The 26,190-nt window shown below is 57.9% G+C and carries 26 protein-coding genes and 1 tRNA gene; 2 read left to right on the top strand and 25 right to left on the bottom strand.

Annotation, left to right across the window (positions count from 1 at the left end; genetic code table 11):
• Positions 1–772: 772 nt before the first annotated feature.
• From AB4K19_RS02600 to AB4K19_RS02480, 25 genes are all read right to left on the bottom strand, one after another.
• A complete protein-coding gene (locus AB4K19_RS02600) occupies positions 773–2,083 on the bottom strand; it encodes a PQQ-dependent sugar dehydrogenase (RefSeq protein ID WP_375230391.1) in 1,311 nt (436 codons plus the stop codon).
• Between the two features lie 51 nt (positions 2,084–2,134).
• Entirely contained in the window at positions 2,135–2,455 is a 321-nt protein-coding gene (locus tag AB4K19_RS02595; RefSeq protein ID WP_375230390.1) for a c-type cytochrome, read from the bottom strand.
• 364 nt (positions 2,456–2,819) lie between these two features.
• Positions 2,820–4,235, bottom strand: a complete 1,416-nt coding sequence (gene cysG / locus AB4K19_RS02590) for a siroheme synthase CysG (RefSeq protein ID WP_436398946.1) — start codon at positions 4,233–4,235, stop codon at positions 2,820–2,822.
• 13 nt (positions 4,236–4,248) lie between these two features.
• Positions 4,249–5,166: a glycosyl transferase family protein gene (locus AB4K19_RS02585; protein ID WP_375230388.1), complete on the bottom strand. Its 918-nt coding sequence runs from the start codon at positions 5,164–5,166 to the stop codon at positions 4,249–4,251.
• Entirely contained in the window at positions 5,163–7,793 is a 2,631-nt protein-coding gene (locus AB4K19_RS02580; RefSeq protein ID WP_436398944.1) for a molybdopterin-dependent oxidoreductase, read from the bottom strand. Before AB4K19_RS02580 ends, AB4K19_RS02585 begins: the two co-directional genes overlap by 4 nt.
• Complete coding sequence (gene nirD / locus AB4K19_RS02575; protein WP_375230387.1) at positions 7,793–8,122, bottom strand: nitrite reductase small subunit NirD; 330 nt, start codon at positions 8,120–8,122, stop codon at positions 7,793–7,795. The genes AB4K19_RS02580 and nirD overlap by 1 nt, the downstream gene beginning before the upstream one ends.
• Complete coding sequence (gene nirB / locus AB4K19_RS02570; RefSeq protein ID WP_436398942.1) at positions 8,119–10,554, bottom strand: nitrite reductase large subunit NirB; 2,436 nt, start codon at positions 10,552–10,554, stop codon at positions 8,119–8,121. The genes nirD and nirB overlap by 4 nt, the downstream gene beginning before the upstream one ends.
• A gap of 5 nt (positions 10,555–10,559) precedes the next feature.
• Positions 10,560–12,245, bottom strand: a complete 1,686-nt coding sequence (locus tag AB4K19_RS02565; protein WP_375230386.1) for an ABC transporter ATP-binding protein — start codon at positions 12,243–12,245, stop codon at positions 10,560–10,562.
• Between the two features lie 5 nt (positions 12,246–12,250).
• Positions 12,251–13,327: an ABC transporter permease gene (locus AB4K19_RS02560; RefSeq protein WP_375230385.1), complete on the bottom strand. Its 1,077-nt coding sequence runs from the start codon at positions 13,325–13,327 to the stop codon at positions 12,251–12,253.
• A gap of 56 nt (positions 13,328–13,383) precedes the next feature.
• Positions 13,384–14,751 (bottom strand): CmpA/NrtA family ABC transporter substrate-binding protein, encoded by a 1,368-nt coding sequence (locus AB4K19_RS02555; protein WP_375230384.1) that lies wholly within the window; start codon positions 14,749–14,751, stop codon positions 13,384–13,386.
• Positions 14,752–15,009: 258 nt separating this feature from the next.
• The gene (locus tag AB4K19_RS02550; RefSeq protein ID WP_436398939.1) at positions 15,010–16,176 is read right to left on the bottom strand and encodes an ABC transporter substrate-binding protein; all 1,167 of its coding nucleotides are present in this window, start codon (positions 16,174–16,176) and stop codon (positions 15,010–15,012) included.
• On the bottom strand, positions 16,173–16,757 hold the full coding sequence (locus AB4K19_RS02545) for an ANTAR domain-containing response regulator (protein WP_375230383.1): 585 nt from the start codon (positions 16,755–16,757) through the stop codon (positions 16,173–16,175). The genes AB4K19_RS02550 and AB4K19_RS02545 overlap by 4 nt, the downstream gene beginning before the upstream one ends.
• A gap of 245 nt (positions 16,758–17,002) precedes the next feature.
• Positions 17,003–17,614: a site-specific integrase gene (locus AB4K19_RS02540; protein WP_375230382.1), complete on the bottom strand. Its 612-nt coding sequence runs from the start codon at positions 17,612–17,614 to the stop codon at positions 17,003–17,005.
• Positions 17,615–17,620: 6 nt separating this feature from the next.
• A complete protein-coding gene (locus AB4K19_RS02535) occupies positions 17,621–18,019 on the bottom strand; it encodes a hypothetical protein (protein ID WP_375230381.1) in 399 nt (132 codons plus the stop codon).
• A gap of 51 nt (positions 18,020–18,070) precedes the next feature.
• Positions 18,071–18,496, bottom strand: coding sequence for a helix-turn-helix domain-containing protein (locus AB4K19_RS02530; RefSeq protein WP_436398938.1), 426 nt, complete (start codon positions 18,494–18,496; stop codon positions 18,071–18,073).
• Entirely contained in the window at positions 18,489–18,593 is a 105-nt protein-coding gene (locus AB4K19_RS02525) for a helix-turn-helix transcriptional regulator (RefSeq protein ID WP_436398936.1), read from the bottom strand. Before AB4K19_RS02525 ends, AB4K19_RS02530 begins: the two co-directional genes overlap by 8 nt.
• Before the next feature lie 258 nt (positions 18,594–18,851).
• Positions 18,852–19,400, bottom strand: a complete 549-nt coding sequence (locus AB4K19_RS02520; protein WP_375230379.1) for a hypothetical protein — start codon at positions 19,398–19,400, stop codon at positions 18,852–18,854.
• A 496-nt stretch (positions 19,401–19,896) separates the two neighbouring features.
• A complete protein-coding gene (locus AB4K19_RS02515) occupies positions 19,897–20,220 on the bottom strand; it encodes a tyrosine-type recombinase/integrase (protein WP_375230955.1) in 324 nt (107 codons plus the stop codon).
• Positions 20,221–20,339: 119 nt separating this feature from the next.
• Positions 20,340–20,861 (bottom strand): tyrosine-type recombinase/integrase, encoded by a 522-nt coding sequence (locus tag AB4K19_RS02510; protein ID WP_375230378.1) that lies wholly within the window; start codon positions 20,859–20,861, stop codon positions 20,340–20,342.
• 282 nt (positions 20,862–21,143) lie between these two features.
• Positions 21,144–21,218 (bottom strand) — tRNA-Phe (locus AB4K19_RS02505).
• 142 nt (positions 21,219–21,360) lie between these two features.
• The gene (locus AB4K19_RS02500) at positions 21,361–21,561 is read right to left on the bottom strand and encodes a DNA gyrase inhibitor YacG (RefSeq protein WP_375230377.1); all 201 of its coding nucleotides are present in this window, start codon (positions 21,559–21,561) and stop codon (positions 21,361–21,363) included.
• Positions 21,558–22,580 carry a ribonuclease E/G gene (locus AB4K19_RS02495; RefSeq protein WP_375230376.1) on the bottom strand — a complete coding sequence of 341 codons (1,023 nt, stop codon included), beginning with the start codon at positions 22,578–22,580 and terminating at the stop codon, positions 21,558–21,560. Before AB4K19_RS02495 ends, AB4K19_RS02500 begins: the two co-directional genes overlap by 4 nt.
• Positions 22,577–23,143: a Maf family protein gene (locus AB4K19_RS02490; RefSeq protein WP_375230375.1), complete on the bottom strand. Its 567-nt coding sequence runs from the start codon at positions 23,141–23,143 to the stop codon at positions 22,577–22,579. Before AB4K19_RS02490 ends, AB4K19_RS02495 begins: the two co-directional genes overlap by 4 nt.
• A gap of 3 nt (positions 23,144–23,146) precedes the next feature.
• Positions 23,147–23,365: a translation initiation factor IF-1 gene (infA, locus tag AB4K19_RS02485; RefSeq protein WP_005978431.1), complete on the bottom strand. Its 219-nt coding sequence runs from the start codon at positions 23,363–23,365 to the stop codon at positions 23,147–23,149.
• Positions 23,366–23,444: 79 nt separating this feature from the next.
• Positions 23,445–24,320, bottom strand: coding sequence for a carbon-nitrogen hydrolase family protein (locus AB4K19_RS02480; protein WP_375230374.1), 876 nt, complete (start codon positions 24,318–24,320; stop codon positions 23,445–23,447).
• A 169-nt stretch (positions 24,321–24,489) separates the two neighbouring features.
• Between AB4K19_RS02480 and AB4K19_RS02475 the strand changes: the two genes are divergently transcribed.
• Entirely contained in the window at positions 24,490–25,452 is a 963-nt protein-coding gene (locus tag AB4K19_RS02475; RefSeq protein WP_375230373.1) for a LysR family transcriptional regulator, read from the top strand.
• Between the two features lie 36 nt (positions 25,453–25,488).
• Complete coding sequence (locus AB4K19_RS02470; protein WP_375230954.1) at positions 25,489–26,181, top strand: NAD-dependent deacylase; 693 nt, start codon at positions 25,489–25,491, stop codon at positions 26,179–26,181.
• Positions 26,182–26,190: the final 9 nt, after the last annotated feature.

The following is a 26,190-nucleotide window of genomic DNA, read 5'->3' as shown; positions in this document are numbered from 1 at the left end:
GCCAACGCAGTGGTCGGTTGAGGGTAGCTTAGATGTTCCCCACGGGGATGGCCCAAACCGGACCCCGCTCTCACTGCAATATACTACGGTTGCGGCTCAATTTACGTTCATTCGCTGCGAGCGCGAACTCTGGGATTCGTCGAACGTACGCTTCGTGGAGCAACGCGGGCTTTTGGTTCAGCGGCCACGTCAATCTCTGAATGGATCAGATTGGCTGGTAAACTGGCTAAAAAACACGCCATCAATATTTCATCACCCCACGCATCTGGTTTCTATGGGACGCACCTGTAAAAACGAACCCGCAAGTTGCCGAATTTGTTCATCCAGACCTGGGGCTGTGTCAGAACAACAATATATGGTCGTTCAGTATCATGAATTTGCAGAGAACTTTCTGAGCTCTGACTAAAATATGTTTCTGAGTTCATATCTGTTCGCTTAAATGAGCTGGACCCGAAACCGATAGTGTTTGCATCAATCCATTTCAGAGTTGCGGAGTTTGAAGTGCCTCTGCTCTCTGTGCGTGAGATGTCTTCGTAAATGCTGTAGAAAGCAGTTTCTTCGCAATTCCAGATTTCCTGAGTTTGTGCAGGAAGCGCTGGTGCTATCGAGAAAATCAACAAAATTGCAATGGCCGCTACAACCATTCCTCGTACTTTTTCAGATACGTTCTTGGGGTAACTTTTCATCGCAGGCATTTTGACAGACCACGTCTTCAGTTCAAAGGGCGGGCAAGTGTTTTCCTTGCCCGCCCTTCTGCTTCAGACGTTATGCTCTACTGCTTGCTTGTTGCTGTAACCTGATAAATCTCTCCTTCATCAGTAGCGACATAGAGTGAGTTGTCAGGAGCCATGACCAGACCGCGGAAGCGCTTTGAAAACCCGAGCGGCATCCGGGTAATCCCATTGATGCCCAAACCGTCAGGCGTGATCGAGACCATATCGATCCGCTGGCCGATTGGAGTACCCCCAAAGCCGATGCCAAGGACACCTGTCGCAAGGCTGCCTTCATAGATGCCCCAGTTTTCACCCTTCAGGAAGGCGGCAGACGAGGTGCCCTGTGACCAACCATTGTTGTTCCAGGTTGGCGGCATCAGATCGTCGAAACGCGTGTCACTCATTGGCATGTAAGAGGCGCGGACCGCAGGATCCATCCCTTCCATCTGCTCCGGTTCATACCCACAGTACTGGTCAGGGCAAGCGCCTCTTCCTGCGGTGTTTTCCTGTGGATCCCATCCAGCGTTCCCGCCGTTCACAAGGGCAGTGATTTCATCGCTGTGCCAGGGTCCGTGCTCTGCTGTGAACGCTTTCCCATCGCTTTGGCGGAAATCGATTCCCTGAACGTTTCGGTGCCCATAAGTGTAAATGCGCTTGTCAAAACCGTCTGGAGGGTTGTTGTCAGGGTGAGCATTTCCATCAGTATCAACTCGCAGAACTTTGCCGCACAGAAGTTCCGGGGATTGTGGGCATATACCTCTGTGGCGGTCACCACCAGCAATCCAGAGATACCCACCCGGGCCAATACGCACACGCCCACCGTTGTGAGCACCAGGACCGCCAAAGGGTTGATCCGACGCGAGCGGCTTATACTGGATGTCAGTGACAATATCTGTTCTGTCCGCCACGCTGCTCATGTCCTCACTCAAAGTGAGACGCATTACGATGTTACCGTCGCAGCGTTCGAAGTTGGTTTTGCATCCATCGCCGTGGTACTTGTTGGATGTTGATGCGACGTAAAGGCGGCGGTTCTGATCGAAATTTCGATCGGCGGCTACGCCCATCATGCCCGCCTGACCTTCACAGAAAAGATCCTCGCCTGTCCCGGAATACCCCTCGGAACCGTTCATCCCGTAAATGTTGGTCACCGTTCCATCAGGGGAACGCATTGACAAACCTTTACATTTCTCTGTGAAAAACATCGTGCCATCAGCATGAACGGACATGTCCCACGGTGATTCAAGACCTTCGAGGACAGGCGTCGCTTTTATGACAGGAATATCCATTCCCTGCGCTGATGCAACGGAACCACTTATAAAAAAAGCCGACACTGCAGATGCGACCAGCGACCCACATGTTGAATACTTCATTCTAGACTCCTCCCATTCAAGTCTTTGGAAATTATTATTTTTTACTGGTTTTTACTCGTATTTCGCGTCCTTCAAATAAACGGCCAGATTCTCTATCTCTTCGTCCGACAGCGGTTTTGCCATCATGATCATAAGCGGCGAATTCGGTCCAAACTTCTGACCCGACCGGTAAGCTATGAGTTTTTCGCGCGTGTATTCGACCGTGTTACCGGAAACTTTAGGATAGCTTGATGCCCCTTTGCCTGCCGGCCCGTGACAGGCGTGACAGGACTCGTGATAACGCTCGTCGCCCGCGGCCGCATCACCCGCCGCCGCAGCGCCGGAACAAACGAGCGCGACCGCGAGTGAAATTGCACCGATGAATTTTGGCATTTTCTCCCTCGCTTTCCGGAAATGGTACGCAAGCGAAGCCTTGAGTCAACCATGGATTGTGGGAGAGCACGGTGCCAAACCGGCGGAGGTGGCGTGACGCAAGACCGGGTGTCCGGTCCGGGCATTTGGTGGATTCGGATCCACGCCTGTTTCGCTTCACGTCCCGGCACTCGTGCGCGCCGCACTTTCGGTGGAGCTGCGCTCTTCGCAGCCGTCGTAAGACCGGGCTCATACCCGGGCCTTCAGCTGAACCCATAGAGGCGTAGCCCAAACCTTGCCTTGTTCCGCAGAAATGATTGCTGCGGTGCGGCTCCCCACACCGAACTGTCACCGCGGAAGCAGGTCTCAGGTCAGCCGGACAGCGCTAGCACAAACAGTTGCTTGCGCTTGTTAACCGGGTATCTGCCCCCTGCCCCGAAAGAGCGAGCCGCTCTCTGGGCCATTTCACCAACAACACTGCGCCGTTGCGAATTTCATTCTCCGCGAGCACACGGGACAAGGTCTGCCGCGTCGCTCTGATCATACGTTCAGTGGGCTTGGAGACGTCGACGCAGACGTCGATCTCACCGGCAGGGGGGAAACCCTGGTCGGTCAGCTTTGCAATGATGTGATCGGACTGACGTGTGGACATGTAAAGAGCGGTTGTCGTTCCTGGCCGCGCAAAGCGGGTACAGTCAGGCCACGGGTTTTCAGCGCATCCTGTTCCGGTCGCGATGACAAACGTGTCAGTTTTGCCCCGCTCCGTCAGACTTTGCCCCAGGGCTGCACTCGCCGCCGCAGCTGCCGTTATCCCGGGAACAATGTCAGCAGAAACGCCGGCGGCACGCGCCGCGTCGAGCTCTTCTGTCGCGCGTCCGAAAATGCCCGGGTCCCCCGATTTCAAACGAACCACTTTGCGGCCTTTGCGCGCTTCCGCGACTATCAGTGAGCTGATCCTGTCCTGTGGCCAGGCATTGGCGCCGACCTGCTTCCCAACGAAGACCCTTTCCGCATCCCGGCGCGCCAGCTCCAGAACTTCCCGATCAACGAGCCGGTCATAAAAAATCACATCCGCTTCCTGCAGGCGTTCGACCGCCCGAAGGGTCAGCAAGTCCCGCGCTCCTGGTCCTGCGCCTACCAAAGAAATGTGCCCTTCGGTGGTCTGTTCAGGTGCACCGTAGTCGGCAATTGCACCTTTGATGACGCGCGTCGCTTCGCGCTCGCTGCCGCGCGCCCAGATGTCCCGCGCACCACCCTTGAACACCCATGCCCAGAAGGCGCGTCGTCTTTCCCGCGGGACGTGGCGTGCAACCGCAGGACGCAACCGCCCTGCCAATGCAGCCAGACCACCGAGGTTCTGCGGCAGCATCGCTTCCAGCCTGGTTTTGATATCACGCGTCAGGACCGGCGCTGTCCCTTCGCTCCCGATCGCCACAACGATCGGATCCCGGTCGACAATGGCGGGCGTTGTCATGTCACACAGGTCGGGCTGGTCCACGACATTGACCGGGCAGCCTGATGTTCTGGCCAGCCCATGTGCTGCAGCATCAAATCCCGGGCAGCCGGTGCCGACAAAAATCATGGCGGCATCCTGAAAAACGGAAGCCTTCAGTTCCTTGAGGTGCTGCGCGCGCCCGTCGTCAACGAGAGACCTCAGTTCATCGTCAAGGGTATCGGCAACCAGCACGATCCTTGCATCGGTTTTCAGGATCAGCCGCGCTTTCTGCGCCGCCTGCTCACCGCCACCGACAATCACAACCCTGCGGCCGGTGGTACGAATGAACATTGGAAAGGCCTTCATGCCATATCCCTCCTTATGCGGCGTTTTCGCGGCGTGGGGCCGCCTGAACGAGCGTATCGAGAGCTGCTGTCGTGGTAGCCGCGATAATGGCCTGTTCAAATTCGTCAGGCGTTCCACTGTTCCAGTTGTTGCTGAGATGCGGGCCGGCAGGTTCAGCCAGACGGCGGGCGCACGGAACTGTCGCAGGCAGTTCGCCCTCCCATGGCTTCCCGCCCCGCAAACCAAATGCAGCGCAGACTTTCGACGGGTTCCGCTCAAACTCGCCACCGCCCCCTTTGACAACCGTCAGGCTTTGCCATCCCAACAAGGCTGCGGCGTCGGCCTGCAGCAACCGATAAGAGGGATGGAAAACGCCCTGTACGCTAGCAGCTGCACCGGCCGGGTTCAGCATCCGGCACACCGTGTTCACACATGAGCGCAGCCCGAGAACCTCCCGGAGAGCCAGTAACCGGAACAACCCCGGATGAAGTTTTTCGAACGGCATATATGCGATCCCGCTGTCATCCAGCGCGGTCGCGGCCTCCTCAACCGACGTCGCGGTGGTTATCCCGGCCTGTCTCAATCCGGTCCGTACTTTCGGATCTGCCCCGTTCCAGCCGTGCAGCAATACCCTGTGGCCGGCCTCCGCCACCGCTCTGGCTGACATCAGAAACCATGGCGCCCCGCGTGTCCGGCCAGCGGCATAACTTGGCCAATCCAGATCGGCCGGCGGCAGATCAGGGAGCGCTGCGCGGGCCGCTGCCGCAAAACCAGCAATTTCATCTGCTGTTTCACCCTTCATCCGCAACAGCATTAGCACTGCGCCGACAGCCTCAGGGTCCGCATCCTCCCGCATCATCAGGGTCATCGCGGCAAAGGCTTCGTCCTGGGTGAGCGACCGGGACCGGCCCGGACCTCTGCCGAGAATGCGAACGTAGCCAGCAAGGCTCATTCCGCCGCCTCCCGCACCTGCGTCCGCGCCAGAAGTTGCGCAAGTTCCGGTCGGCAGGACCCGCAGTTCGTCCCCGCACCCAACGCCTCGCCAATCTGCTCAACGCTCATAAGGCCTTTGCTTTCAATCGCACTGACGATGGTATTGATGCCTGTGCCAAAGCATGAACAAAGCACCGGTCCAGGATTGGGTACCGATGCCGGAACGCGCCCGGTGATCGCCTCCGGTGCATTCCGTCCCGGCAGGGTGGCAAGATAGTCCCGCATGACCGCAACAGGGGTGGATGCCACATAAAGTGCCCCGATCAGTGTGCCACCGCGATGCAGCACAACCCTGGCAGTACGCCGCTTGGCGTCAAGAATGCTCGTCAGATCGGCGTCCGCGTCACCAAAGATCACCCGCGCCCCGGCCTCCCAGTCGACGATATCTGAGCTGCCGGCCAGTTCAGCACGAAAGCCGTCCGCTGTTCGCGCCACGGCCCAATAGTCGCAGGTCGCGTGCAATGGAGTGGCGGAAACTGCAAACCCGTACCAGAGAGCGTCAAACCGCGCTGCGGCAACAGTGCAGGCTTTGCTTTCCGGTTGACCGGATACCGGGTCAACATGCGCAGCAACCAGATCGTCAATCCGGGCTGAAGGCGCCGTTTCGCCGGTCCAGTGGATGGGCGCAAAGAGATGGCCGGGCTGTACGTCGGTGGTGATCCGGGCGCGCAGAATGGCGCTGCCATGATCATTGGTCAATTCAACAAGATCCGCGGCACTGATCCTGAGAGACCGGGCGTCTTCCGGATGAATATCTACAAATGGTTCCGGCAAATGCCCTGACAGACGCGGCGCAAGCGCTGTGCGGGTCATTGTATGCCACTGATCGCGAAGCCGCCCGGTGTTGAGCCGGAACGGCGCGTCCGGAGTGGGAACCGACGCCGGTGGCCTCGCAGACACTGGCAGCATCTGCGCTTTGCCGTCTGCATGAAAGAACTGTCCATCCGCGAAAAAGCGGCCGCCCCTGCGATCCGCGGATACAGGCCAGCGGACCGGCTCCAGGGCGTCGTAGTCTGAATCCGACAGGTCGGACAAACCGGAGATGTCGAAGTCTTTTCCGAAGGCCCCGGCGATCCCGGACAGCGTTGCGTATTCCCGGAAGATCTCTGCGGGATTTGCATAGTCGAATGACGCACCAAATCCCATACGACTGCCGACCTCTGCCATAATCTCCCAGTCGGGTTTCGCCTCACCCGGGATCGGCAGAACAGCCCTCTGACGGCTGATCGTTCGGTCGGAATTCGTCACTGTGCCATCTTTTTCCGCCCAGGCGGCGGCAGGCAGGACAACGTCCGCGAGGCGTGCCGTATCGGTTTTCGCTGTGATGTCGCTGACCACGACGAAGGGGCAGGCACCGATGGCCGCACGGACCGCTGCCGCATCAGGCATTGATACGGCAGGATTCGTATGGATGACCCACAGGGCTTTGATCCTCCCGTCACCGACAGCGCGAAACATGTCCACCGCTTTCATGCCGGGCACATCAGGTACTGCAGGCACCTGCCAGAAGTCGCGCACGGCCGCACGATGATCCGCGTTTTCCAGGTCCAGGTGGCAGGCCAGCATATTGGCCAGGCCGCCGACCTCGCGCCCCCCCATCGCGTTGGGCTGGCCCGTGACCGAAAAAGGCCCGCAGCCGGGTGTGCCGATCCGTCCGGTGGCCAGATGACAGTTGAGTATTGCGTTGACCTTATCCGCGCCCGACGTGGATTGGTTCACGCCCTGACTGAAAACCGTCACCACCTTTTCGGTGCTGATCCAGAGATCGCAGAATTCCCGGATCTGCGCCTCGCTCAGGCCGCTTGCACAATCATCGTCATTGCGCGCGGAGGCCACCGCGTCCTCAAATCCGTTTACGTGTGAAAGGAAGTCTTCATCAGTTGCGCCCCGATCCGCAATTTCTGCAAGCAGACGGTTAAACAGCGCCACGTCACCACCGGAGGCGATGGGCAGATGCAGGTCAGCGTCGGCACAGGTCGCCGTACGACGCGGATCAATGACAACGATCCGTGTGCCCCGTTTCGCCTTCGTCGCCAGCAGTCGCTGGTGCAGTACCGGGTGGCACCAGGCGAGATTGGATCCGACAAGGACCACCAGATCAGCTTCTTCCAGATCTTCATACGTACCGGGCACGGTGTCAGCCCCGAAAGCACGTTTGTGGCCCGCAACGGTCGACGCCATGCAAAGACGGGAGTTCGTGTCGATATTGGCTGAGCCGATGCACCCTTTCATCAGCTTGTTCGCGATGTAGTAATCTTCTGTCAGAAGCTGTCCTGAAACGTAAAAGGCGACGCTGTCCGGCCCATGCTCGGCGATGGTCTCGCGGAACCGGTCAGCCGTAAGGGTCAGGGCTGTGTCCCAGTCGCTCGTTTCGCCGTTGATCATGGGCGACAGGAGGCGTTGGGAAAGGCCCACAGTCTGGCCCAGGGCGGAGCCCTTGGAGCACAGACGCCCACGATTTGCAGGATGATCCGGATCCCCCCGCACGTCCACGCCGCCCTGCCCGTCGGGACGCAGCAGAACACCACAGCCAACCCCGCAATACGGACAGGTCGAGCGCGTCTCTGGCATCCCGGTTCCGTCCATCAGGCTGCACTCCGTCCGAGCAGCCTGGCTCCGTCAATCAGGATGCGGTCACCTTCGACGCGGACCTGGTACGTTGCGATTGCAGCATCTTCACCCACGGCCTGACCGGTGTTCAGATCGAAGACCCAGTTGTGCAGCGGACACGTGATCGATTGTCCATGCACAATCCCCTCGGACAGGGGACCGCCTTTGTGCGGGCATGTATCGGACGCCGCAAAAACTTCATCAGCACCGGTCCGGAAAAGCGCGACGCACCCGAGGGCGGTTTTGATCTTACGCGCGCCCCGCATCGGAATATCGTCAATATGGCCAATATCGATCCAGCTCATTCCGCAGCCTCCAGTGTAAGGTCGGCCAGTGGCTGATAGCCTTCGGCTCTGGTTTGCGCATGATCCGCCCAGGGGTCATGGCGGTATATGGTTTGAGAGAGCTCGAACCGTTCCACCAGCGCGCGGCGGTTTTGGAGGTCTTCGATCTGTTCCGTGATCCAGCCCAGCCCGACCTTGGCCATCCACTTGTAGATCCTGTCCAGGTACTTGCCGCCTTCGCGGTAAAGCTGGGTGACCGCACAGATGACCTCAATCGCCTCGTCTTCGGTTGGGACAGAGATCAGAAGCTCAGTCTCTTTGACGTCCATACCAGCGGCACCGCCGATGCTGATCTGATACCCGCTGTCGACACAGACGACGCCAATGTCTTTGCACGTCGCCTCGGCGCAATTGCGCGGACATCCGGAAACTCCAAGCTTCAGCTTATGCGGCGTCCATGACCCATGCAGGATTTTTTCGAGCTTAATGCCAAGGCCTGTGCTGTCCTGTGTCCCAAAGCGACAATGGTCGGTCCCCACACAGGTCTTCACCGTGCGCAGGCCTTTGGAATAAGCATAGCCGGACACCATCCCCGCCTTATTCAGATCGGACCAGATCGCCGGCAGATCCTCGCCCTTCACGCCGAGCAGGTCGATACGCTGCCCACCGGTCACTTTCACTGTCGGGACATCGAATTTCTCGGCTGCATCTGCAATGGCGCGCAGCTCGGATGGTGTGGTCACACCACCCCACATCCGCGGCACGACGCTGTAGGTTCCGTCCTTCTGAATATTGGCGTGCCTGCGTTCGTTGACGAAGCGACTTTGCGGATCGTCCTGATATTCAACAGGCCAGTCGGCAAGCAGGTAAAAGTTGATCGCCGGGCGGCAGACATGGCATCCGTTGCGGGTTTTCCAGCCAAGCTCCTGCCAGACCGCTTCCTGAGACTTAAGCTCCTGGGATTTGATCAGCCGGCGGATGTCTTCATGGGTCAGATCGCAACAGCCACAGATGGGCTGGGCCGCGGGCATCTGAAAGTCATCGCCGAGAGTGACCTGAAGAACCTGTTCCACCAGCCCGGTGCACGTCCCGCAGGACGCGCTGGCTTTGGTTGTTGCCCTTATCATTGAAAGGTCGGTCGCGCCGTTTGCGATGGCGTCTGTGATTGTGCCTTTGCAAATGCCGTTGCAGCCGCAAATCTCCGCCTCAGGCGGCAATGCTGCAACGGCTGAGAGAGGGTCCGCGGTGTCCCCCCCCTGATACGCGGGACCGAAGATCAGCGTGTCCCGCATCTCTTCGACCGGTGTTCCTTCTCTGATCAGCTGGAAGAACCAGTTGCCGTCGGCAGTGTCGCCGTACATGACCACCCCGACGAGCGTGTCGCCTTCGATCACCAGCCGTTTGTAAACTCCGCGTGACGGGTCGCGGAACACGATGTCTTCACGCCCCTCCCCATCCGCGAAATCTCCGGCGCTGAACAGGTCACAGCCCGTTACTTTGAGCTTCGTTGACAGTGACTTTTGAACAAAGACATCGTCCCCGCCCAGCAGGCTTTGCGCCAGAACCTTCGCCTGATCATACAGCGGCGCCACAAGACCGAAAATCGCGCCATCATGTTCAACGCATTCGCCCACGGCGTAGATATCCGCATCGGACGTACCCATCCGGTTGTCCACATGGATACCCCTGCCCACGGCAAGACCGGTCTCCTGCGCCAGTGCCACATTCGGGCGGATGCCCACGGCCATCACGAGCAGGTCGCACGGCAGCTCGGTGCCATCATCCAGCATCAGGGCTTTGACTTTGCCATCCTGCCCGAGGATCTCTTTGGAATTGGCCTGAAGCCTGATGGTTATGCCCTTTTCTTCAAGGGATTTCCGGAGCAGATATCCTGCCGCCTCATCCAGCTGACGTTCCATCAGATGGCTCATGATATGGACGACCGTGACCTCGACGCCGCGGGCGGCCATGCCAGCGGCAGCTTCAAGCCCAAGCAGCCCGCCCCCGATAACGACACACTTCTGACCGGCCTGAAGACCCATCATCCGTTCGGTGTCTTCCAGATCACGGTAGGCAATCACACCGTCCAGATCATGACCGGGCAGTGGTATCATGAACGGGTTCGACCCGGTGCCAAAGATCAGTTTGTCATAAGGCACATGACCGTTCACGCCTTCGACCACCTTCATGTCCCGGTCGATCTTCAGAACCTTTTCACCGAACCGGCAGGTAATCCCGCGTTCCGCATACCAGGCATCGTCGTGGGTGACGATCTCTTCATACTTCTGATCACCGGCCAGCACGGGCGACAGCATGATCCGATTGTAGTTGCCGCGTGGCTCGGCATTGAAAAGCGTGATCTCAAAAGCGTCCGGAGCAGCATCCGTCAAGTGTTCCAGCACCCGGCCAGACGCCATACCAGCACCGATTACGACAAGTTTCTGTTTGGTCATCTCTGCTACTCCGCGGCGATCGCTTTGGGCGAATTCGTGGCCGACTTCGGCTTGGCGCCATGTTCGTATTCTTCGAGGAAATCGAGCACGTCCTGGCGGTACGCATAATAATCAGGATGCTCCAGGAGCGCCTTGCGCGTGCGTGGACGCGGCAGGCCAACGTCCACGATTTTGCCAATGGTGGCTTGCGGACCGTTGGTCATCATGACAACGCGGTCCGCCAGAAGAATGGCTTCATCGACGTCATGTGTGACACAGACCGCGGTCACTTTGGTGCGCGACCAGACCTCCATCAGGACTTCCTGCAATTCCCAGCGCGTGAGGCTGTCGAGCATCCCGAAGGGTTCATCCAGCAGCAACAGTTTCGGAGAAAGCGCAAAAGCGCGCGCGATACCGACACGCTGCTGCATGCCGTTCGACATCTCACAGGCGGGTTTGTCCATCGCATCAGCGAGGCCCACCCTTTCAAGGTAGTACTCTACGACGTCCTGCCGCTCTGACTGCGACGCCCGGGGATAAACCTTGTCTACACCAATCGCACAGTTCTCGCGGGCACTCAGCCATGGAAACAGGTTCGGCGACTGAAACACCACCGCGCGTTCCGGATCTGCGCCTTCCACGTGTCGCCCGTCCAGCTTGATCGCACCCTTTGATATCTCATTCAGTCCGGCGGCCATGGTCAGCACTGTGGACTTGCCGCATCCTGAGTGTCCGATCAGAGAAATGAATTCGCCCCGGTCGATCTTCAGGTCGAAATCCTCAACCACAGTGAGCGGCCCCTTGGGCGTCGGATAAACCTTGTGCAGCATCGAAAAATCGAGGAACCGGTTGTCGATCAGACCCTTCTGCGCATCCGCAACGGCCGTAGGCACGCCATGGATCGGCGTTACATCCGGCAATAGGCGTGAGCCTTCGACTTTTGCCTCAATCCCTGCGTCCATCAGGTATCCGGTCACGTCCGCCCGAAGCTGTTTGAACGTCTCATTGGTGTTCATCTCCATCCGGTCGCGCGGGCGGGGCAGGGACACCTTAAACTCTTCGCCCAGGGTCCCGTCCGGGTTCAGTGCAATGATCCGGTCCGCCAGGATGATCGCCTCATCCACATCGTTGGTGATCAGCACGCAGGTTTTCTTGTCAGCCTCCCAGATCTGCTCAATCTCATCGGCGAGGTTGGCCCGCGTCAGAGCATCGAGGGCCGAGAGAGGTTCATCCAGCAGCAGCATTTCGGGGTTCATCGCCAGCGCTCGGGCCACGTTCACCCGCTGACGCATTCCCCCGGACAGCTCCGCCGGGCGGCGGGAAGCTGCGTGGCTGAGGCCCACCATCCTGACGTAGTGCGCGACCTTTTTGTCTTTCTCTTCCGATGAAAGCGACGGGAAAACGCTGTCAACGGCCAACCGCACATTGCCCGTCACTGTAAGCCACGGCATCAGCGAATAGCTCTGGAAGATGACACCGCGATCCGGGCTCGGCTCCCGGATCGGCGCACCCCTGAAAGTGACCTCCCCGGTAGTCGGGTGCTCCAGCCCGGCCATCAGGTTGATCAGAGTTGTTTTGCCTGTGCCGGAAAAGCCAAGCAGAACGAGGAACTCACCTTCTTTGACATCCAGATCAATACCATTGAGCACTTTGGTCCTGGATGCACCTTCCCCGAACGACTTGGAGACGTTGCTGAGTGTCAGAATTCCCATATCGATCACCGGTTATTCGTGAAGGTGAAGAGGGACTGGAGCGCGTACATGACCCGGTCCAGCATGAACCCGATGATCCCGATGGTCAGAACCGCGACCATAATCTTGGCCAGCGATGACGAGGATCCGTTCTGGAATTCATCCCAGACGAACTTGCCCAGACCGGGATTCTGCGCCAGCATTTCCGCCGCGATGAGCACCATCCACCCCACACCGAGGCTGAGCCGCAGACCGGTAAAGATCAGTGGCAAAGCGGAGGGCAGAACCAGCTTGGTGATCTTGGTCCAGGTGTTCATTTTCAACACCTTGGAGACATTCACGAGGTCCTTGTCGATGCTTGAGACGCCCAAAGCGGTATTGATCAGCGTCGGCCACAGCGAACAGAGCGTCACAGTGATGGCCGACGTCAGGAATGACTTGGCGAACCAGCCGTCCTGCGTGACGTAAACGGCCGATACGACCATTGTCACAATGGGCAGCCAGGCGAGCGGAGAGACCGGCTTGAAGATCTGAATGATCGGGTTCAGCGCCGCATTTGCGGTGGGCGACAGTCCGGCCATGATGCCAAGCGGGATCGCCACCACGGACGCAATCAGGAACCCGAAGAACACCGTTTTGATCGACGTCCAGATTTGCTGGTAGTAGCTTGGCGCCCCGGTATAGGCCCGCTCGACAGGTTCCTGCCCCTGTTGTGCCCGTCGTTCATTCAGCTTAGCCACCTGTGCTTCGAAACGCGCACGGCTCGCGGCCTTATTCTGCGCGTCCTCGTGCAGGTTCACCGCCTCCTCCCATACCTGCGCCGGTCCCGGAACAGCCCCCAGCGAGGTCTGAACTGTCGGGGCTGCAGCAGCCCACAGAAAAAGGAACCCGGCAATCGCCAGAAGCGGCACACCCAGCAGGCGCCAGATCTCTGAAACCTGGGCTCTGGGATTGTCACCGGCGATCGCCTTTAGAATTGGGGTCAGCCATGACACGCCAATGACCTGGAACCATTTGTCGGCGGTATTGATGCGGGTGAAACGGCGTTCGCGGCGCGCTTCACGGGCGGCGTCTGCTTCGAAAATCGGGTCTGCGGTGCTCATTTACCTGTCTCCTGGATGGTAGGTGCGGGCGACCGTCCGGCCGCCCGCATTCGGGCTTATCCCTGGATCTCTTCGCCCACGACGACCTGGTCGCCTTTCAGGCCGATTGGCAGGCTTTCGAGGTAGGCATTGGGGAAGCGGCCATCGTATGGAATGCCATCAATAATGTCGGCGGCAGGTGTTGGCTCTTTGTAGCCATCACTGTCCCAGGGAAAGTCCCCGGCATTGGCCAGCCCGTCGTCGACCAGAGACTGAGCGGCATCCAGATAGATGTCCGGGCGATAGACTTTTTCAGCAACATCCTGATACCACTCGTCCGTCTGCGGCTCAGAAATCTGACCCCAGCGACGCATCTGGGTGAGATACCAGATCGCATCAGAGTAGAACGGGTATGTCGCATTGTAGCGGAAGAACACGTTGAAATCCGGCTGTTCGCGCACGTCGCCCTTCTCATATTCAAAGAAGCCCGTCATGGAATTCGCGATTACTTCGTAATCAGCGCCCACATATTCCGGGCGGCTCAGGATTTCGACGGCGGCTTCGCGGTTCGCATTGTCATTCTCATCCAGCCAGATCGCTGCGCGGATCAGAGCACGGGTGAGTGCTTTGGTCGTGTTGGGATGCTCGTCAACGAAATCCGCTGTCAGACCGAATACCTTCTCGGGGTTGTTACGCCACAGCTGATAGTCTGTGATGACCGGAACACCGATACCCTTGAACACCGCCTGCTGGTTCCAGGGCTCTCCCACGCAGTAGCCATGGATTGTACCCGCCTCCAGTGTCGCAGGCATCTGCGGCGGCGGCGTCACTGACAGGAACACATCCGCCCCGATCTGACCTGTGATATTGTCCGGGCTGTAATACCCTGGCTCAATTCCGCCGGCTGCAAGCCAGTAGCGCAGCTCGTAATTGTGAGTGGACACCGGAAACACCATGCCCATGTTGAACGGCTCGCCTTTCGCGTTGAATTCCTCGATGACCGGAACCAGCGCCTCTGCAGAAATCGGGTGCTGCGGGCGACCGTCATCCATCGAAGGAATGTGCGGACGCATCATTTCCCAGACCTCGTTCGACACCGTGATGCCGTTGCCATTCAGGTCCATGGAGAAGGGCGTCACAATATGCGCTTCGGTCCCGTAGCCTATTGTGGCGGCCAGTGGCTGCCCGGCCAGCATGTGCGCGCCGTCCAGTTGCCCGTCGATCACGCCGTCCAGCAGAACTTTCCAGTTGGCCTGCGCTTCCAAAGTGACGAACAGCCCTTCATCAAGGAAGTAGCCCTGCTCATATGCCACAGCGAGCGGTGCCATATCGGTCAGCTTGATAAAGCCGAAAGTCAGTTCGTCCTTTTCGAGATCGAGCAGATCAGCAAAAGCAGGGCTGGCCAGTGCGGTGGTCGCAGCAAGAGAGAGGATGAGTTTTTTCATTGGTGTCCCCGTGGTTTGCGCAGCGCCTCGCAGAAGACACTGAGCTGTAACGAAAAAAGGCCGTTCACTTGCCTCCGGAAGAACCGGACGGAAGTGAGCGACCTTGCTCAGAGTAACCCTGTCAGTGGGTTCGAATTCTACGCAACCAACGGCATTGTTCGTTGCTCGACCTGTGTGCCGCGCTGCAGCGTGGAGTTCCAGCGTCGGCTGGGTAAATTTGGAGTCAAAGTTTCCGGATGACTAAATTTTGTGCTGTTTTCAGCTGTCAGGGTCGAAAACCTGACCATCAAAAAACCGATCCGGCTGCAAAACGATGTCGCCCCTCGCGGATGCTACCGCTGTTGGAATCCGAATCGATCCTTCAATTTTTGCCGATGCTCCGGGCAAATCATAACCCGGTCCTGAAAGATTCTGACGGTGCAGATCAGGCCGGACCACGCGACGCAGGTCCTCATCCGACAGCGCCGGCACACCGTGAACCCTGCACAACCGCTCTGCGATCCACCGGGCCTGGCTCAGCCATGGGAATGTCGCGGCACCGGCATGGAATTCCAGAAATCCATCAACCTGGCGGTGATCGCCACGGTCATTTATGGTCAGCTGTCCCGACAGTGCCCGGTCGATCAGTTCTGCGGAGACGTCAAGATATGCCTTTCGTGACAGCAAATCGCTGGCCGTCGCCCGGACTTCGGACTTCGCAAGCCAGCGCCCCGCCTTCCAGACAGCCCGGATGAGACGCCCCAGAAGGTCTGGCTCGGTCTCTGCCCAGTCCGTCCGTACTGCCAGCACTTTTTCCGGTGAAAAGTTCCAGATCGCTTTGCCGGGCAGCATCAGCGCGCCCGCCCCGGTCTCGACCGCAACTGACCCCCAGGGCTCGCCCACGCAGAACGCATCCACTTCGCCCGCAGCAAGTGCCGAGGTCATAAGCGGCGGCGGCACCGTCCGTATGTTGATGCCGATGTCCTTCAGCACGGTGCCGTCCGACCAGTACCGCAGCAGTTCCACATGCATCGAAAACGGAAACGGAACGCCTATGGTGAGCGGCCTCTCACAGACTCCGGCCAGAGCCGATGCTGCCGCTTTCGCATCCGCAAAATCAAATGCAAACCCGGCAGCCCTCAATCGCTTTTCTAGGGGTTTGCCGACACCAAACACATTGCCGTTTACTGACGTGACAGACACGGTCGAAAGTCGTGTCGCCGCACCGCCAAGACCCATGGCCAGGGCAATGGGCACCGGCGACAACATGTGGGCCGCATCGACGCGGCCAAAGGCCAGCATGTCCCGGACGGACGACCATGAGGGGGCCGGAATGAGATCAAGCTCAATGCCTTCGGATTGCGCAAATCCCATATCCTGCGCAATGATCAAAGGTGCCGCATCGACCAGTGGCATATAAGCGACAGATACCCTGACCGCCGTCATCCCAGAAGCCCCGCCGCTGTCACAAGAGCCTCCGCTACATCCGCAACCCGGCGCCCCTGATTCATCGCGGTCTTGCGCAAGAGTGCGTAGGCGGCTTCTTCGTCTATGCCTCTGGCCTTCATCAGAAGACCTTTGGCGCGATCTATGATCTTGCGCTCTTCCAGTGCCCGTCGGGTCTCAGCAAGTTCCTCCCGCATCTGACGGACAACCGTAAACCGCGCAATCGCTGTATCCATGACAGCTTTCATTCGCGAGGGCTCCAGACCGTCGACAACGTAGGCCGACACGCCCGCCTCAATAGCTGCCTCAGCCAGGCCATCCGAATTGCCGGACACAAACATTGCAACGGGACGGTCCAGAGGCCCGGACGCCAACGTCAGTTCTTCCAGCATGTCACGGGTCGGATTATCGACATCGATAAGGACAATATCCGGTCCATGCGCCGCTATCTGCCGCGACAGTCCGCCTGGATCTCCGATCACAAACACATCGCAGTCACAGGCGTCTTTCAGCGCATCGACGATCGCAATCGCCCGCTCACGGTCCTGTTCAACAACAACAATTCGGAGATCTGCACTCATAGGCGACTCGTGTTTCACCCCCCCACCGCATGCAATGCAAAACGATCCCGCAGCCTCAGCTTACAGCTCACCTGCCTAAAGTCTCATCCAAGTGATCAAAGAGTAAACACTTCTTGTGCGGATCGGTGCCGCGTATCCCTCGCGTCTCGCGCTCAAAAACACCGGTCAGGGCAAAACGCCAATGTCTGTTTTGGTTCTTCTGTCAATTGTCCTGCACCTGCAGCGAACGACCGCTTCCCGCCCTTCTACTTCTTTTTCTTGATCAGCTCGGCTTGGCGTCCAATGGAAACAGGCATGTATACGCTCGCAGTCGTCACAACACTGGAATGGCCGATGTTTTGGGAGAATGCCTTGAAGACTTCCACGGTCTGGTAGGTGTCGCTTGCCCATTTAACCAGCGTCTTGCGAAAGGAGTGCGGCGTGAAGGTCGGCAAGCCAGCGGCCAGAAATGCGTCCTTGATCGCCTTACGGATGGCGTTGGCGTTGCCATAGATGTCCCGCTTGAAGCCCAGATCGGCGAACTCCCCGTGCCTGTGACCCATTTCCAACGGTGGGGACACCGGAGCAGCTGGCCCGAACAGTTTTTCCTTTTGCAGGTAACGGACCCATTCAATGAAATAGTCGGTGTAGGCTGGATCGACGGGCAAAAAATAGGTCGTGATGGTCTTTGAGTTTTTGGTCCGTACCTCGCGTGCGTCTTGGAAGATGTATCCGTCGATGGTGTTTACATGTTTCAGGCGCAGCGACGCAATGGCACCACCCCGCGCGCCCGTGATCATCAGACATGCAATCAGACCCTTGTCACGGCGCTGCACGTCCGTTTCTGCGGGCATGGCATCGAATGTATGCCGGACCATATCCAGCTACGGATAGGGCGTTTCCCTTACCGTTCTGGCGACGCGCTGGCCCTTTGCGTCCATGTTGAAGTAATCCACGTCGGAATGGCCGATCCGGCTTTTGTATCCGGGCTTGTCTGCGAGCCAGAAAATGAAATCCTTGTTGGCGGCGAGGTTGCTTGTGATGGTGGACTTGGCCAACGGCTTCCCGGTCGCCTTGTTAACTTCTGTGTCCAGCTTGTCGCGGAACCGTACAACCTGTTCGGTCCTGAAAGTTTTGAAAGACGCAAAACCGATGCTTGCCTCGAAGCGTTGGATAGCTTGCGCGGCTTTTACAACGGTGGTTTTGTCCTTGCGCTTCGCCGTGCGCAGATTGTGAAAGTATTTGCGTTTGATAGGCTCGTTTTCTTCGTTGATTTTCCTCATGTGTATCTTGTCCTTTGAAGTGTAAAGTAAGGTACCTAGGATCGGCATCAATTAGGCCGCGCTATTGGCCTGCTCTTTGATGTCGAAGATGGCGGCGAAGTCCTTAATCTGGCGGGTGCTGATCATCCTTTGGGATGGCCCATCACAAATCTCGCAGAGGCCCGCCAATCGCCCCGATTTGCCTGACATCATGAACAGATCGACCATCATGCCGAACGGGCGGCGACCATCTTTGCACGACGGGCAAAACAGTTGATCGGCTTGCAAAGGCTTTCTGCGCCGTTCGCGCTCGCGCGACAGAAACACGCGCAACACTTCGCCGGATATCAGATAGGGGCGCTGAGAGGTCATAATCGGCAGACCGCGCCGGACGTAGTTGCGGATCGTCGCGGTCGTGACGCCCAGCGCATTTGCTGCTTCCTCGATGGCGTAGGTCAGCGCCTTGTTGATCGCCATTGGGTTCGGGCGCTTAGGCATCTTCGCCCCCCTCAAACAGAGCACGGATCTCTTCGACGCGCCAAACTGTCGTGCGCGGTCCAAGTTTTTGCGGTTTTGCGAAGCGTCCGTCTTTCACGCCCTTCCACCATGTCGATTTGGAAACCGGGATCGGACCGGAGGGGGCAGGAATTTGAGCAAGCCGGACGAAGCCAGTCTGTGGGAATGTGGGTGTGTCGAACACGATGTAACATCGTTCATTGTCGTTGAACGACGTGTGGCACGGTCAAAAGTCTATTTGGCGGAACAGAAAAAGACTCACACGAATGTCGGTAAAAAACTGAAATTAAACATTTTTCTGAGATAATTCGTGCAACGAATAGCGTCCAGCGGCGATTTACTCGTCTTTCGGTAAGTACCGCGCGCCCATACGAAGGTATTTTCGAACCGTGTCATGCGAAGCGGACAACCCATGCCGATCAGTGATTGCTTCTATTTCTTTTAGGATCGGGCTCCGAAGGCTTGCTGGTTGATACCCATATTCCTCAATGGCTATTGCTATGAGCAACTTTGCCAGAGACGCCAATTCCCGGCCTTCTGCAGGTTTGGTTTCGTTTGCATTTTTTGCTGTAGCTGCGTTTGACGAGCTCAGTTGGGCTCCGTTTTGCAGCAGTTCGAATGTATCTGTCATTCGTAAGAAAGCTGGGTGCGCGTCTAGATCCACGGAACGCACCCACATAACGAGGTCACGAGGGTAAACGCTCCCGTTTTTTCTATTTGGAGAAAACTGCCGCCGGAACATTTCAAAGCGTCGCAACGCAAAATCATCCGCTGGCGATTTGTTCCTCCGCTTCATAAAGTCGGGATCAAACCTTGAACGAAGATCTTCCGCTGGCTCCAATCCCATTGACAGTAGTACTATTTCGACAACATCGAACTTTGCCATTTTGGACCAGTAGTTGAAATCAGCCAGCAAGTCGGGGCGACTTAGACCAGCCTTATATCATAGAAAAATATTCTCAAAAGAGCGCTTAGCTTCGGTCATCCAGGTGGACTGTCTACGCTCGATCATCTCGTCGCGCGCCCGTCCTGACGGAAAAAAGTGCTCTTCAAACCAGTCTGCATCGTGGGGCTCTAACCAAGACCTTACTGAACGGAACAGAATAAGCCTTTCTTGGCGCAGTTCCTCTATCGACTGCGAAAAACAGTAGTCAAAAAATGGCGGTTCATCTGGCTCTTCCCACAAATGCAACGGTCCAACCGACGCGCGGAAAATTTGTTCAATCCATTCGTCTCTAGATATGGCTGGCCTCAAACGGATTACATGGGATCGCCTCCTTATACTGCACGCGCTTCGTCAAGAAATCCAGCCCACCAATCCGCCAAACGAGCGCTCTTGCCAGTGTTCGCCCCGATCATATGCACGGCGCAACTGATTACTTTCAACATGTGCCAAAAGCGCGTTCAATGGCGTCTGGGTGCCATAGGTTACTTTCGTTCGCCAAGGTCGAGAATGTCGCGCGGAAGCCATGTGCAGTCATTTCGTCACCAGAATATCCCAACCGGCGCAAAGCTGCGTTCAACGTGTTCTTACTCATTGGGCGATGAAACGACCGCAAACTTGAGAACAGGTATCGTCCATTTCCGTTGATCCGTCGCAAATCGTCCAGCAATTCCAGAGCCTGTTTTGGAAGCGGAACACTATGCGGTCGGCGCATTTTCATTCGATCCGCTGGGATCGTCCAAACTGCATTGGCAAAGTCAATCTCAGACCATTCCGCATGGCGTAATTCACAGGGGCGCTAGGCCAATAGGGCTTGCAGTTGCAATGCAATGCGCGTTGTCACTTGCCCCTCGAAACCATCAATCGCGCGCAGCAATTCGCCTAGCGCTGTTTTTCAGTGATTGCCGCGCGGGACTTGGGTTTAGGACGGATCAAGGCGTCACACAGGGGTTGCGCCGGATCGAAATCTGCTACGCTGCTCGCAACAGCAAACCTAAAAACAGCACTAATTTTTGCGCGCAAACGTTGCGCCGTTTCGTAGTTGACCTTCGCCTCGACCTTGCGCAGGCACTCCAAGATCACCGGCGGCTTGATGTCTGTGACGGCCGACTTGCCGAAATCTGCCTTGGCCATATCCAACAGACAAGCATTTTTTGTTTGAGTGGCTTTGGCGCGCCCTTCCTGCCGTCCCTTGTCCAAAAAGGCATCAGCCATCTTTTCAAAGGTATGTTCCGCAATCGCGCGACGGGCTTGTTTTTCAGCCTGCTTTTCCGCGCCCGGGTCGACGCCTTTGGCCAGCATTGCCTTTGCACTTTCGCGTGCTTTCCTTGCATCGGCCAGTGAAACGGCGGGATATGCACCGAAGGACAGCCGCTTTTCACGCCCTTCAAACCGATACTTCAAACGCCAGAGTAGCGATCCTGTCTTTGCTGCCTAGATGTACAGACCTCCGGAATCGCTGACCCTGTAGGTCTTTTCCTTGGCTTTGAGGTTCCGAAGTTTCGCATCATTCAACGGCATTGGGGGGCATCCTGAAAACAACTAATCTGACCATGCCCCCAATCATGCCCCCAAAGCGGGGGCACGTGGCTGGACATGGACAAACTCCATCGGACAACCGGAAGCGCGAAAGCCCAATTTTGTTGGGCTTTATCAAATGTAGTTGCTTACCTTCGGATGTTGAAGTGGTGCCCGGGGGCGGAATCGAACCACCGACACGAGGATTTTCAATCCACTGCTCTACCCCTGAGCTACCCGGGCACGGGATGCCACTGATGTGGCTGGGTGAGCGGTTTCTAGGAGGTTGTTGCAGGGGTGTCCAGAGCCTTTTTTCCAATCCGAACTGATTGTTTGGTCTGATCCGGCATGAACAGCAAAAGCGCGGTACAATCGTCCGGAACGCTCAGTGCGGGCGCCCCCTGCCCTCAGCCTTGTCGGCTTCTTTCGTCAGCGCCTCCTCAAGCTCATCGAAATCATCAGGATCCTCAGAGGGCACTGCATAGCTGCCGTTCAGCCAGCGTGACAGATCGACATCAGCACAGCGTTTGGAACAGAATGGCCGCGCCTCTTTTTCCACTGGCTTGCCACAGATCGGACAGGTCATCCCAGCACCTCAACAAGCGGCAGGCGCGCCCGTTTGCGCTGAAGTTCGTAGTTCCCCAGCGGCGTCCAGCCTGCGAGTGCTGTCTCCGTATCATCGCGCCGGAATGCCTGTCGCAATGCTGTTTCGAAAGTCCGCCTGTCCTTTTTGGGCATAGGCGCAAGATCCAGCACGATCTGCCCACCGAGGCCACGCAGGCGCAGCGCCCGCGGCAGGTCCCGGGCGCAGGCCAGATTGGCCTTCAGACCTGCGGCCAGCGATATGTCCTTACCCGTATTGACGTCCACCGCCACCAGCGCGCGGGTGGCCTCAACAAACATGAACGCACCCGCCTCCAGCGCAACGCGCGGTGTCCGCAGAGCGTCGATTGTTTCCAGAACACCATGATCCGCAAGCCCGCCGTCCACCGTGCTGATATCTGCAGGCCCGGTCCATTCGCGCCACGCCTGCACATGTGGCCCGTCACCTTCCAGCAGGGTTTCCATCCCGTCACTGTCATCAGTGCGGATACGCTGGGCCAGCGCCGCCATTGCCTCAATGTCCTGCGCGATATCGTCCTCGGAAGCGCCTGAGCAGGATGACCTCAGGATCAGCCCATCACCGCTTTCGTCCATGACATCGTGGGCAATTCCAAGCAGGCGGTCACGCTCGTCGTCATCGCGGATTGCGCGACTGATATTATATCCGGGCGCGCCGGGCGTTACGATGGCGTACCGGCTTTTGAAAAGTATCTTCTGAGTGACCGGCAATGCCTTGCCGGGTTCCGCAAACCCGGTGACCTGCACCACCACCGACTGACCAGGTGCCAGGCCACGGACCTGGCGCAGAAACGCGGACCCATCCGGCGTTTTCAGGAACATACCGCCCTGTCCCTTGACCGGACGGTCAGCGGTCGCGCGATAGATCGTTCCGGGTCGTGGCTGGTCACTTTCAATCAGCAGGTCTTCGAGCACACCATCAACCACCAGCGCAGCGGTTTCGCGGTCCTTCCAGTGGTCAAGAATAACAGTACGGCCCTTCATGACATTCCCCTGACGCCTGCTGCGCGCAACAATCCGGCAGTTTCCGCCAGAGGCAGACCCACAATGCCGGTGAAAGATCCACGGATCCATGGAATGAGCGCACCCGCAGGCCCCTGGATTCCGTATCCGCCTGCTTTACCCTGCCAGTCGCCCGTACGGATGTAGGCGTCGAGTTCTTCAGCAGACAGCGATTTCATCTTCACGACGCTGACTACATCCCGCTCCATCAGCCGGCCCGCGTGGTACACTGCGACAGCTGTGATCACTCGGTGCCGTCTGCCGGACAGCGCTTTGAGGAAATCCGCAGCTTCACCTGCATCCGCCGGTTTGCCAAGGATCCGGCGGCCCAGTGCGACCGTCGTATCGGCGCACAGCACCACGTCGCTGTTTTCCGCAGGCACGGCCCGGGCCTTTTCCCGTGCCATACGCGCGCAATAGGGCCTGGGCAGTTCACCGGGCTCCGGCGTCTCATCAATATCGGGGGCCCGGATATCATCCGGCACAACGCCGATCTGCGCCAGCAATTCCTTGCGGCGCGGAGACCCTGACCCGAGAATAAACAAGGGTTACTTAAAGCGGTAGTTGATCCGACCCTTTGTCAGATCATATGGGGTCATTTCGACCTGTACTTTGTCGCCAGCCAGAACCCGGATGCGGTTTTTGCGCATCTTTCCTGCCGTATGTGCGATGATCTCATGGCCGTTTTCAAGCTCGACCCGAAATGTCGCATTTGGCAGGAGTTCCTTCACGACACCGGGAAATTCGAGCGTATCTTCCTTGGCCATGGTTTCTCCTGAGTTGCACGTCCGCCGATCTGCGGACGCCGCCTAGATGCGCCTGTTTTCAGGGTTTTTCAAGTGCAATTCATCGCAAGCACACATTTGTGGCATCACCGTCACGACCATCCTGCTCGGTCCAGTGGGTTTTGTTGAGCACCACGCCGTCTGCGCGGACCTGCGCAATATCCGGCAGTGAAACTGGGGCATATGTCCACCCGGCGGCTCCGATCTGCCCCACTGCGATCACACCGTCGGACGGAAACCCACGATCCGGCGGAGCAAAAATGCCCCCCGCACCGGTGGAGACATCCACGGCATCGGACCACGCAGCCTCTCCCACCAGAGATGACATCACTGTCACGCACTGATTTTCGAGCGCCCTTGCCATAGCACCGATGCGAACGCGCCAGTATCCACTGAGCGCTTCGGTGCAGGACGGCACCAGAATGATGTCGCAGTCCGCAAGCGCGCGCCCCAGCAGCGGGAACTCTGCATCATAACAGATCAGAACCCCGATTTTGCCGAGGGCCGTGTCAAAGACACAAAGCGGTCCGCCACCTTCAACACGCCAGATATCGCGCTCGAAACGGGTCATGATCTGTTTGTCCTGCACACCGAACCCGCCGGACGGTGCGAAAAGACGGGCCCGGTTGGCCGGCCTGGTCTGTGTCGCGGCCGGTCCGGATGCCGCGAGGATATGCACGCCGAACTCCTGCGCCAGCCTTGCATGCACGGCATCTGCCTCCGCCAGGCGGTCGGACACAGCATAAAGAGAAGCCTCAAGATCTCCCGCGATTTCAGCGCCATCGAGCGTTGCCAGCTCCATCGCGCCATATTCCGGGAACACAAGCAGATCCGCGGCATTCCCAGCCGCATCCTGAACCCATACTGCAATCTTGTCTTCATACTCGGCCCAGGAACTGAGAAATCCCAAGGGATATGCTGCTGCTGCCACGATCATTTACGTTTCTCCATAGCACTACTAAACAGACGTTGCTGCAGAATGGCCAGTTGTATGGCCGCTGTCGAAGTACTTTTACAATTCTCAAATAAATACATCGAATTGACTTTGTTTTCTTGACCTCTCCAAGCAGCCGATTAAAAAATTCAAAAAGGGGAAGTTGATCACAATGACCATGAAGGGTGTCACTCTGCGCGGCTTGGAAGTGTTTGAAGCGCTTGCAGGCAGCGGCTCAGTCGCCAAAGCGGCGCTGCAGACAGGCCTGAGCCAGCCAGCCGTCAGCCAGCAGATGCGAAATCTCGAAGCGGCACTGAACACTGAGCTGGTGGATCACTCGCGCCGCCCCATGCGGCTGACCCCCGCGGGCAAGGCATTTCTTGCACATACAGAGCGCGCGCTGGATGAACTCCGTCTGGCGCAGAGTGAGATGACCGTGATGGACCTGGCGCATGTAAGGTCACTCAGCATCGGCGTCATCGATGACTTTGACGACAACGTCACGCCGCGGCTCGCGACCATCCTCGCGGACAACCTGCAGGACTGCAGCTTTCGGATGATCACAGCATCCAGCAACGACCTGATGGATGCTGTGTCCGACCGCAGCCTGCAGCTCGCTGTATCCGCTGTCGCAGGCGACTTGCCGGACGGTCTGACCGAATACCCGGTCGCACGGGACCCTTTTGTGGCGGTAGTGCCAAGAGGATCGGGCCTGACGACAGGCACGCTCTTCTCTGCCGGTGCTCTGCCTATGCTGCGTTATGAAGCAGGGCAGATGATCAGCGCCCAGACAGACAAGGAACTGGAGCGTCAGAACCTCAACCCGCCCAAACGCTTCGAGATCGGCAGTCATCTCGCGCTGATGGCGATGGTCGCCCGCAGTATCGGCTGGGCGATAACCACACCACTGGGCTACATGCGCGCCAGACGGTTTCACGGTGAAATCGAAGCGATACCGCTGCCATTCACACCGTTTGCCCGGCAAATCTCGCTGATCACAGCGCAGGAATGGGATGGAGACGTCCCGCGTGACATCGCGGCAACCATGCGGCGGCTGCTGAAAAGCCAGATGATTGATCCGGCGCTGGCTGACCTGCCTTTTCTTGCGGGCGAGCTGCGTATACTTGAGACCTGAGGCACGGCCGGATCTATTCAAGCGGGGACCAGCATGATCAGAAAAATTGTCATTCTGACCGGAGCCGGCATTTCTGCCGAAAGCGGGCTCGGGACATTTCGTGCAGAAGGTGGCCTCTGGGCGCAGCACCGTATTGAGGACGTCGCAACCCCCGAAGGCTTCGCGCGCGATCCGAAACTGGTTATGGATTTCTATAACGCCCGGAGGGCACAGTCGTCGGAAGCTGTTCACAATGCAGGGCATTCTGCTCTCGCAAAGCTGGAGGCGGAATTCGGCGGTGACGTGATCCTGATCACGCAGAACGTAGACGACCTGCACGAAAAGGCGGGCTCTCAGCGCGTGATGCATATGCACGGCGCGCTCAAGGGTGCTCTCTGCGGCACCTGTGACCACCGTTGGCCAGCGCCAATGGAGATGCACCCGGGCGACAGCTGTCCTGTCTGCCAGGCGCCTACAGCCCGCCCCGATATCGTGTGGTTCGGCGAGATGCCCTATGACATGGAAGAAATCTTCGACCACCTGAGCGAAGCCGATCTGTTTGTCAGCATCGGCACCTCCGGGAACGTTTACCCGGCCGCCGGTTTCGTCGCCGAAGCGAAACGACACGGTGCGGCAACCGTCGAGTTCAACCTCGAACCCTCAGAAGTCGGCAGTCAGTTTGATGATATCCGTCTTGGTCCGGCAACCCAGACCCTTCCGGCCTGGGTTGACGAGATTTTGGGTACATGAACGCAGCAG

This window comes from Roseobacter phycocola (assembly GCF_042055075.2).
Classification (GTDB): Bacteria; Pseudomonadota; Alphaproteobacteria; order Rhodobacterales; family Rhodobacteraceae; genus Roseobacter.
This window is presented reverse-complemented; position numbering and strand designations above follow the sequence as displayed.